The sequence below is a fragment of the Gemmatimonadota bacterium genome, assembly GCA_026706345.1.
Lineage (GTDB): Bacteria > JAAXHH01 > JAAXHH01 > JAAXHH01 > JAAXHH01 > JAAXHH01.
This window is the reverse complement of the sequence record JAPOYX010000140.1, coordinates 23882-32291: the sequence shown is the minus strand read 5'-3', so window position 1 is coordinate 32291 and position 8410 is coordinate 23882. Positions and strand designations below refer to the sequence as shown.

Annotated in this window: 6 protein-coding genes; 5 read left to right on the top strand and 1 reads right to left on the bottom strand. The window is 63.5% G+C overall.

All coding sequences use genetic code 11. The features are described 5' to 3' along the window. The 5 genes from OXG98_09165 to OXG98_09145 form a co-directional block, all read left to right on the top strand. Nucleotides 1-1735: hypothetical protein (locus OXG98_09165; protein ID MCY3772176.1), on the top strand; the 1735-nt coding region annotated here is incomplete at its 5' end. A 169-nt stretch (nucleotides 1736-1904) separates the two neighbouring features. Beyond that, the gene (locus OXG98_09160) at nucleotides 1905-2564 is read left to right on the top strand and encodes an ABC transporter ATP-binding protein (protein ID MCY3772175.1); all 660 of its coding nucleotides are present in this window, start codon (nucleotides 1905-1907) and stop codon (nucleotides 2562-2564) included. A 130-nt stretch (nucleotides 2565-2694) separates the two neighbouring features. Beyond that, complete coding sequence (locus OXG98_09155; protein ID MCY3772174.1) at nucleotides 2695-5061, top strand: ABC transporter permease; 2367 nt, start codon at nucleotides 2695-2697, stop codon at nucleotides 5059-5061. A 14-nt stretch (nucleotides 5062-5075) separates the two neighbouring features. Then, entirely contained in the window at nucleotides 5076-6257 is a 1182-nt protein-coding gene (locus tag OXG98_09150; protein ID MCY3772173.1) for an efflux RND transporter periplasmic adaptor subunit, read from the top strand. 23 nt (nucleotides 6258-6280) lie between these two features. Next, nucleotides 6281-7078 (top strand): alpha/beta hydrolase, encoded by a 798-nt coding sequence (locus OXG98_09145; protein MCY3772172.1) that lies wholly within the window; start codon nucleotides 6281-6283, stop codon nucleotides 7076-7078. 52 nt (nucleotides 7079-7130) lie between these two features. Here OXG98_09145 and OXG98_09140 read toward each other — a convergent pair whose 3' ends face one another. Next, nucleotides 7131-8318: an MFS transporter gene (locus OXG98_09140; protein MCY3772171.1), complete on the bottom strand. Its 1188-nt coding sequence runs from the start codon at nucleotides 8316-8318 to the stop codon at nucleotides 7131-7133. Between the last annotated feature and the right edge of the window lie 92 nt (nucleotides 8319-8410).

Below are 8410 nucleotides of genomic sequence, written 5' to 3'. Positions count from 1 at the left end.
CACGATTCGGATCGATACGCCCATGGCACCGCCTCAATGGGCTTTGCTGGAGCGATCACTCATTCGCTCCATGACCCAGGCACTCGAACTGTTCTACGACAAGTATTTCGACGAAAAAGGCTATCTCGAATGCGTGCCCCGCTGGGGTGCCCTCGACGGTCCGGACGATGCCATCGAGAACCTGGCCCACTGGCCGCTGGTTTATCTGCTCGGCGGCGGAGACCGCATCCGGGAGATGTGCAAGACCGCGCAGGACGGCCATATCCGGCAGTACACGGAGGCGAAGACCGTCGACGTGCCTTTCGCCCGGGACGGCATGTACTACAAGGAGTTTCCGGTGCACAGCGACTGGGCCCACCACGCGGAGGGCCTGGTGGTGTTCAATCTCCTGGGGAACTGCGATCCGGACGATGAAAACCACATCCGCCGGGCGAGGAGGTTCGCCGGCTTCTATATGGACGAGGATCCGCAGGCGAAGAACTACGACCCGGAGCACCGGTTGATCCGGAGCATGTTCAACGGCAGCCGGGGGCCGATGCTGCGCAAGACCACGGCCCTGGACTGGGTGGGCGATCCGCTGGAGGACGGTCGGTTCGATCTGCTCCACGGCCAGCGCGATTACGCGGAAATGTGCGAGCGGTTCGAAACCTACAACGACGTGGCCGGCGATCATCCGCTTAACCTGACGTGCACGGGACTGGCGTTTAACGCCTATGCGCTCACCGGGGAGGCGAAGTACCGGGACTGGATACTCGAGTATGCGGACGCGTGGGTGGAGCGTACCCACGCCAACGGGGGCGTGATCCCCTCGAACGTGGGCCTGGACGGCGTCATCGGCGGCGCCTGCGAGGGCAGATGGTGGGGCGGCGTCTACGGCTGGAACCACAAGGTGTTCGCCCATCGCCACGGCCGTCTGGACAATTTCACCCTGAACGCCGTCGCCCATGCCGTGGATGGCTTCGGCAACGCCCTGTTGCTCTCCGGCGACCAGAAGTACGTGGATGTCTGGCGCACCGTCCTCGAGTCGGTCAACGCCAACAGCAAAACCGTGGACGGTGTCACCATGTATCCCCACATGCACGGCGATGACGGCTGGTACGATTATGCGCCCGAACCGTATGACCGGGGCGCGGTCGAGGTGTACGATTGGTCTATGGATCCAGGTGACCGCGCCCTCACCGGCGACCATCCCTGGCTGAACTTCCTGGACGGGTCAAACCCCGGTTTTCCCGTGGACGCGTTGAAGCAGGACTTCGAGGATCTGCGGGGGCAGGTAGAGAAGATCCGCGGCGATACGTCGACGCCGGACACGCGGTTGTCGGACAATCCCAATCCCTTCAATCCGGCGCGGATCGAGACCCTCGTGAACCTCATGACCGGCGGGCCGAGGCCCGCCTACGCCCGTCCGCTGCACTGCCGGCTCTGGTACTTCGACCCGGAACGCGGGCGTCCCGGCGTCCCGGAAGACGTGGCCGTGTTGATCGATCGTATCGACCCCGGTGGACTCGACGTGCACCTGGTGAACGCCAACCCGGTCGAAGCACGCACCGTGATCGTACAGGGCGGTACCTACGGGGAACACCGGGTGGACGCAGTCGAACACGACGGCCGCCGGGTTTCCGTGGAGGATTCCGATTTCACGGTGCGCCTGGAGCCCGGTTGCGGTACGCGGCTGACGTTAGGCCTGCAGCGCTACGTCAACCAGCCGACGGCCCGGTATCCGTGGGACAGGTAAGCTCGGATTCCGAGGGACAGATAGGACACGCGAAGCTTCTCGACATTGCCAACTGCGGGCGCCTTTTCGCGCGGCTTTTGGCGTAATCGCATAGCCGGGAGGCCTTAAAGTGACCGTAGATCAGGCAGAACCGGTATTTCGGGCACGAAACATTTCCAAGGTCTACCGCATGGGCGAAGTGGACGTTTCCGCCCTTCGGGGGGTCGATCTGGATCTGTACGCGGGGGAACTCGCCGTCTTCCTGGGGGCTTCGGGGAGCGGAAAGTCGACGCTGCTCAATATCCTGGGTGGTCTCGACGTCCCGTCGGGCGGCCAGGTCTTCTATCGCGATCGGGAGATGACCGGAGCGGACGAAAGTGAGAGGACGGGATTCCGGCGTAAGTCCGTCGGCTTCGTCTTCCAGTTCTACAACCTGATTCCGAGCCTCACCGCGCTGGAAAACGTGGAGCTGGTCACCGAGATTGCCGATGAACCCATGCCGCCGGAGGACGCCCTGCGCCTCGTAGGCCTGGAACCGCGGATGCACCACTTCCCGGCCCAGATGTCGGGCGGCGAACAGCAGCGCGTGGCCATAGCCCGGGCCATCGCGAAGCGTCCGGAAGTGCTCCTGTGCGACGAGCCCACGGGCGCCCTGGACTATGCGACCGGCAAGCGGGTGCTGGAAGTCATCGAGACGGTCAACAGCACGCTGGGCACCACGACAGCCGTCATTACCCACAACGCGGCGATCGCCGACATGGCAGACCGGGTCATCCGCCTGCGCAGCGGCGAGATCATCGACATCTATGCCAATCCGACGAAGAAACGGCCGGACGAACTGACCTGGTAGCCAGCGGGCCGGACGAACTGACCTGGTAGCTGGCCGGCCCGACGAACTGACCCGGTAGGTGGCCGACTACTGGTTCCTTCAGGCCGGTCAGCCCGAATCGATCCACCACATTCCCCGGAACGGGACAGCCATGACCATCCTGAACCGCAAGGTGTTCCGCGAACTGGCGCGCATGCGCGGTCAGGTCATCGCCATCACGCTCGTGATGGCTTGCGGGATCATGGTTTACGTCTCCTCGCGCCACACCTATATCGCCCTGCTGGAGTCGCAGGAATCCTACTACACCCGTTACCGTTTCGCCGACGTGTTCGCAGGCGTCAAACGGGCGCCGGCATCGACCGCGGAGCGCATCGCCCGGATACCGGGTGTTTCGAGTGTCCGCACCCGCATCGTGATGGACGTGAACCTGGACGTTCCAGGCCTGAAGGAGCCCGCGACTGGCCGGCTGGTTTCCATGCCCGAACAGCGTAGGCCGGTGCTTAACGATATCGCGATCCAGGAGGGCCGCTACCCGGCGATGGGCCGGCCCGAGGAGGTCGTCATCAGCGAAGCCTTCGCCCTGGCCAACGGACTGGTGCCCGACGACTGGATCGGGGCGGTCATAAACGGCCGGCGGAAAGCGCTGCGCGTCGTCGGTATCGGCCTGTCTCCCGAATACGTATACGAAGTGCAGGGATCCGGTTCCATCTTCCCGGACAATCTCCGCTTCGGCGTGATCTGGATGAGTCGCGACGCCCTCGGCGCGGCCTTCGACATGGAGGGCGGGTTCAACGATCTGTCGGTCGCCCTGTCGCCGGAGGCCCGCGAGCGGGACGTGATCGACCGTATGGATCTGCTGCTCGAATCCTATGGAAGTGCGGGCGCCTATGGCCGGGACACCCAGATCTCCAACAAGTTCCTTTCGGATGAAATCCTGGGCCTGAGCGTTTCCAGCAACGTCACGCCGGCCATATTCCTCGGGATCGCGGCCCTGTTGCTCCACATCGTATTCTCCCGCATGGTGCGCGCCCAGCGGGACCAGATCGCCATCCTGAAGGCCTTCGGTTACCGCAACGTGTCTATCGGATGGCACTATCTGAAATTCGCGTTGCTGGCGGTATCCGGCGGCACCCTACTCGGCATCCTGGGCGGCTTCTGGATCGGCCGGCCGCTCACCGGCATGTACCAGGCCTATTACCGTTTCCCCGACCTGGTCTACGAGTTGAATATCGAGGTCATCGCCATATCCGCCGTGATCAGCGTTGCCGCCGCGTTGCTGGGCACCCTGCAGGCGCTGCGCGCGGCCATGTCCATGCCTCCCGCGGAAGCGATGCGGCCGGATTCTCCGCTCCAATTCAGACCGCTCGCGATGGAACGCCTGGGTTTGCACCGCATGTTCTCTCCGGTGTGGCGGATGATCTTCCGCAACATGGAACGGAGGCCGGCCAGGACGCTGTTGTCCGCCTTCGGCATCGCCATGGCTGTCGCGATCCTGGTCATGGGGCGATTTACTTTCGACTCCATCGATTACATGATCGACTACCAGTTTCGTACCGTGCAGCGCGATGACGCGGCGGTCGTCTTCGCGGGGCCCCGTCCCGCAAGAGCCCGATTCGAACTGACTCATCTCCCAGGGGTCGTCCGCTCGGAGCCGTACCGCGCCGTGCCCGTCAGGCTTCGGTCCGGTCACCTGATGAAGCAGACCGCCATCACAGGCCTCGATCCCGCCGGAGAGCTGAGACAGTTGATCGACCGGGACGGACGGGTTCAGTCCCTGCCGCCGGAAGGTATCGTGCTGAACAAGACCCTGGCCGACCTCCTGGCGGTTCGGGAGGGTGATATGCTCGCCGTCGAAGTCCTGGAGGGATCGCGGATGCGGGGCCGGCTGCCGGTAACCCTGCTCGTCGACGAGCTGATCGGGACCACCGCGTACATGGATACCCGCGCGTTGAACCGGTTCCTGGGAGAAGGGCAGACGATTTCCGGTGCGTATCTCTCCGTCGATCCGCTTCACGCGGCCCGGTTGTACAGCACGCTGAAGGAGACGCCGGCCGTGGCGGGCGTTGCCGTTCGCGAGGCCGTGATCAAGGGATTCGAGGACACGATCGCCGAGAGCACGAATGCCACCACGTTCACGCTGACCGTATTCGCCTGCATCATCGCCTGCGGCATGGTTTACAACGGCGCCCGCATCGCCCTGGCGGAACGGAATCGAGAAATGGCCAGCCTGCGGGTGCTCGGGTTTACCGAACGGGAGATATCCGTCGTCCTCCTGGGCGAGCAGGCCATCATTACCCTGCTTGCGATACCGATTGGATTTCTCATTGGATGGGGTTTATGTTATCTTGCCGTGGACGCCACCGCGCAGGAACTCTACAGGATGCCGCTGGTCATTACCGAAAAGACCTACGCATTCGCTTTCCTGATCGTTACCGCGGCGGCCGTGGTGTCCGCTTACATCGTCCATAGAAGACTGCGCCACCTGGATCTGGTCGGCGTGCTCAAGACCCAGGAATAAACCGCGAGCCTGTTATGAAAATACGTCGCAAACACATCATTCCCATTCTGATCGTCGCGATCGTCCTGATACTCATCGTCCGGGCGTTCATGCCTTCCCCGGTCCTGGTCGACACGGCCACGGCGGAAGTGGGACCCATGCGGGTGACGATCAGCGAGGAAGGCAGGACCCGCGTAAGGCAGCGCTACCTGATCACGGCGCCGGCGTCCGGCCGGCTGGCGAGGCCGGACCTGCGAGAAGGGGACCAGATCGGCAAGGGGGACGAACTGGCGCGCATCACCCCCTCTCCCCTCGGTTCCCGAGAGTCCGCGGAGGCCCGCGCCCGGATCGAAACGGCCGAAGCACTGGTCCGCGAGGCCGAGGCGAACGTCGCCCGCGCACGGGTAGAACAGGAAGAAGCCGCCCGCGGACGGGAACGGGCCGAGAAACTCGCCGCGAGCGGCAGTATTTCGCGCGAACGGTTGGAGCGCGCCGTGCACGCGGCAACGGTCGCCGAACGCTCGCTGGAATCCTCTCTCTTCCGTCACCGGGCGGCCGTTTCCGAACATGAGGTCGCCCAGGCGGCGCTACTGGCCCTCCGGGAGGAACGCGGCGATGCGAAAGCCATTCTCTCCGTCGTCGCTCCGGTAGACGGCCGGGTGTTGCGCCGGTTCGAAGAAAGCGAGCGGGTCGTCGCCGCGGGGACGCCCCTGCTGGAAGTGGGCGATCCGGGGGACATGGAAGTGATGATCGACGTGCTGTCAACCGATGCCGTCAGGGTCGGCGTCGGACAGACGGTATGGATCGAAGAGTGGGGTGGACCGGACCCGCTGTCCGGCAAGGTGAGCCGCGTGGAGCCGGCGGCGTTCACGCGGGTGTCCGCGCTGGGCGTGGACGAACAGCGGGTCAACGTGATCGTGGATCTGGACGAGACCCCTGCGGAACTGGGCGATGGCTACCGGGTAACGGGACGGATCATCGTCTGGGAGAAAGGGGACGTCCTCAAGGTCCCGTCCAGCGCCTTGTTCAGGATCGGTGAAAGCTGGGGCGTATTCGCCGTCGAAGACGGCGTGGCCAAATCGCGGGAAATCTCGGTGGGACAGCGAAATGGGATCGAGGCCGAAATTCTGGAAGGCATTGCAGCCGGCGATCATGTCATTCTCCATCCGAACCCGCGTATCGCGGACGGCGTCGGAGTCGAAACCCGGGTGAACTGAGGACGCGGAGAGGATGCCAGGTCTTGGAGAAACGCACAGGTTTCGTCGAAGCCAACGACGGCGTCCGGCTGTACTATGAAGACACGGGTCGAGGAAAACCCATTGTCCTGATCCACGGCGGCGGTTTGAGCCTGGGTTGGTGGAGCAAACAGGTCCCCGCCCTGAGCCGGCGATTCCGGGTTATCGCGGTGGACACCCGGGGCAACGGCCGGTCGGACAAGACGCCGTGGGGCCATCGCACGGCCCGGTACGCTGCGGACGTGCGGGAAATCATCGAATCCCTCGACCTCCGCGAAGTCACGCTCATCGGCTGGTCCATCGGCGCCCGGACGGTCCTTTCCTACATAGAACTCTTCAGGGATTACAGGCTCAAAGGGGTTGTGCTGGTCGACGAGGTGCCCAGTATCGAAGTCCACGACCCGCCCGAACCCGAGACCGAACCCCCGCCGGAGGACGAGACGAAGCGCAGGCGCTGGCAACTCAGGAAGATGTTCGTCTCTTACGATGTCTCCGACGGCGAACTGGACAGGTTCCTCGCGGAGAGCAGGGAAAACACGCCGGCCCAGGGCGTCACGCTCGGCCCCGATTACCGGGCGCAGGACTGGCGTCCCATGCTGCCTTCCATCGATCTTCCGGTCCTGATCACGACGGGTCGCAAAAGCGGCGCCTTTCCGGGCTGCCAGTACATGTTCGAACACATCCCGGGCGCCCGGATGGAAGTCTTCGAGCGCAGCGGCCACGTGCTGTTCTACGAGGAGCCCGACCGGTTCAACGCTGTCGTCTCCGAATTCGTGGACGCGCTGCATGCGGATTCGGCCTGACTGGGCAGGTCGGGCAGAGCGCATCCGACGCCCACCGCCTGTGCAAACCCGCTTACGCCTTCCGCGTTTCGGGTATATACCGCCAGATGATGAATGCCATGACGAGCATCCCCGCGCCTCCGATCGCCGAACTGAAGACGTAACCCACCTCGGTATACACAATACCCGCGGCCGCGCTGCACAGTCCCATAGCCAGTTGACCGGTCGCGATACTCAGGCTCATTAGCGAACCGCGCCGTTCCGCCGGAACGATCTCGGAAAGCAGCGCCTGAAAAGGGCCCATGCGGGCGGACACGAGCAACATGATGGTAAAGAAGAGCGGATAGGCGATCCAGAATTCCGTCATGATGGCCGTCGTCAGCGACATGAGGAGGAAGAGGCCCAGGCAGGCGCCTACGATCATGACTTTCCGGCCGCACCGGTCCGATAAGCGCCCCGCCCAGGGTCCCACGATCACGCTGGCGATGCCGGAGACCACGAACAGGGATGCTACCTCGTCGCCCGACACCCCGAAGGCCTCCTTGGTCCACACGACCAGGTAGATGACGTAGAAGGCAATTCCCATGAACATCACACAGTATGCGCCAATGGCCGCCGCGGTCTCCGGTGCCGTGAACATGGAAGTGTACCGCTTGACGACAGATCCGATACCAGAAAGGCGCGTCCGGGCGACGACGGGCTGCTGGACCAGCGTGCAGACCAGCACGAACGAAAGCGCCATGGGTATGGAGAAGCAGATGAAGGCCGTGGCGAAATCGAAGCGATCGGCAAGGATCGTTCCAGCCGGGATACCCACGATCTGCCCGAATGCGATGGCGGTCATGACCACGCCGTTGGCCCACCCCCGCCTTTCAGATGGGAAGTGATCCCCGATATAGGCCGGCGCCACGCCGCTCAGCACGCCGGCTGCCATCCCGGACACCGCCCGGACCAGCAGCAGCGAGAGGTAGTCCGTAACGAAGCTGTGCAGGAACAGGGTCCCACACATGGCACCGGTGCCGACCATGAGAATCCGGCGCCTGCCGACTGCATCCGACAGGGGGCCGGTGATCAACGCGCAGATGCCCAGCATGACGGCGTAGGCGGTGACCAGCGTGCCCAGGTATTCCGAGGGCACCGCGAATTGCGTCTGTACAATGGGCATTAGTGGCGTCATGATCATCGTCTGGCTGCTCGCGGCGAACATCATGAACCACAGTGCCAGCAGGATGCTGTAGTCGGCCAGCGTACCCGGGCGCATAGAGTATTGACCCTTTTCGAAGATTGGATTAACGTAGATCCAGTCAGTGACCGTTCTGATGTAAAGATACTGCCAGTCCTAGAAAAACCTAC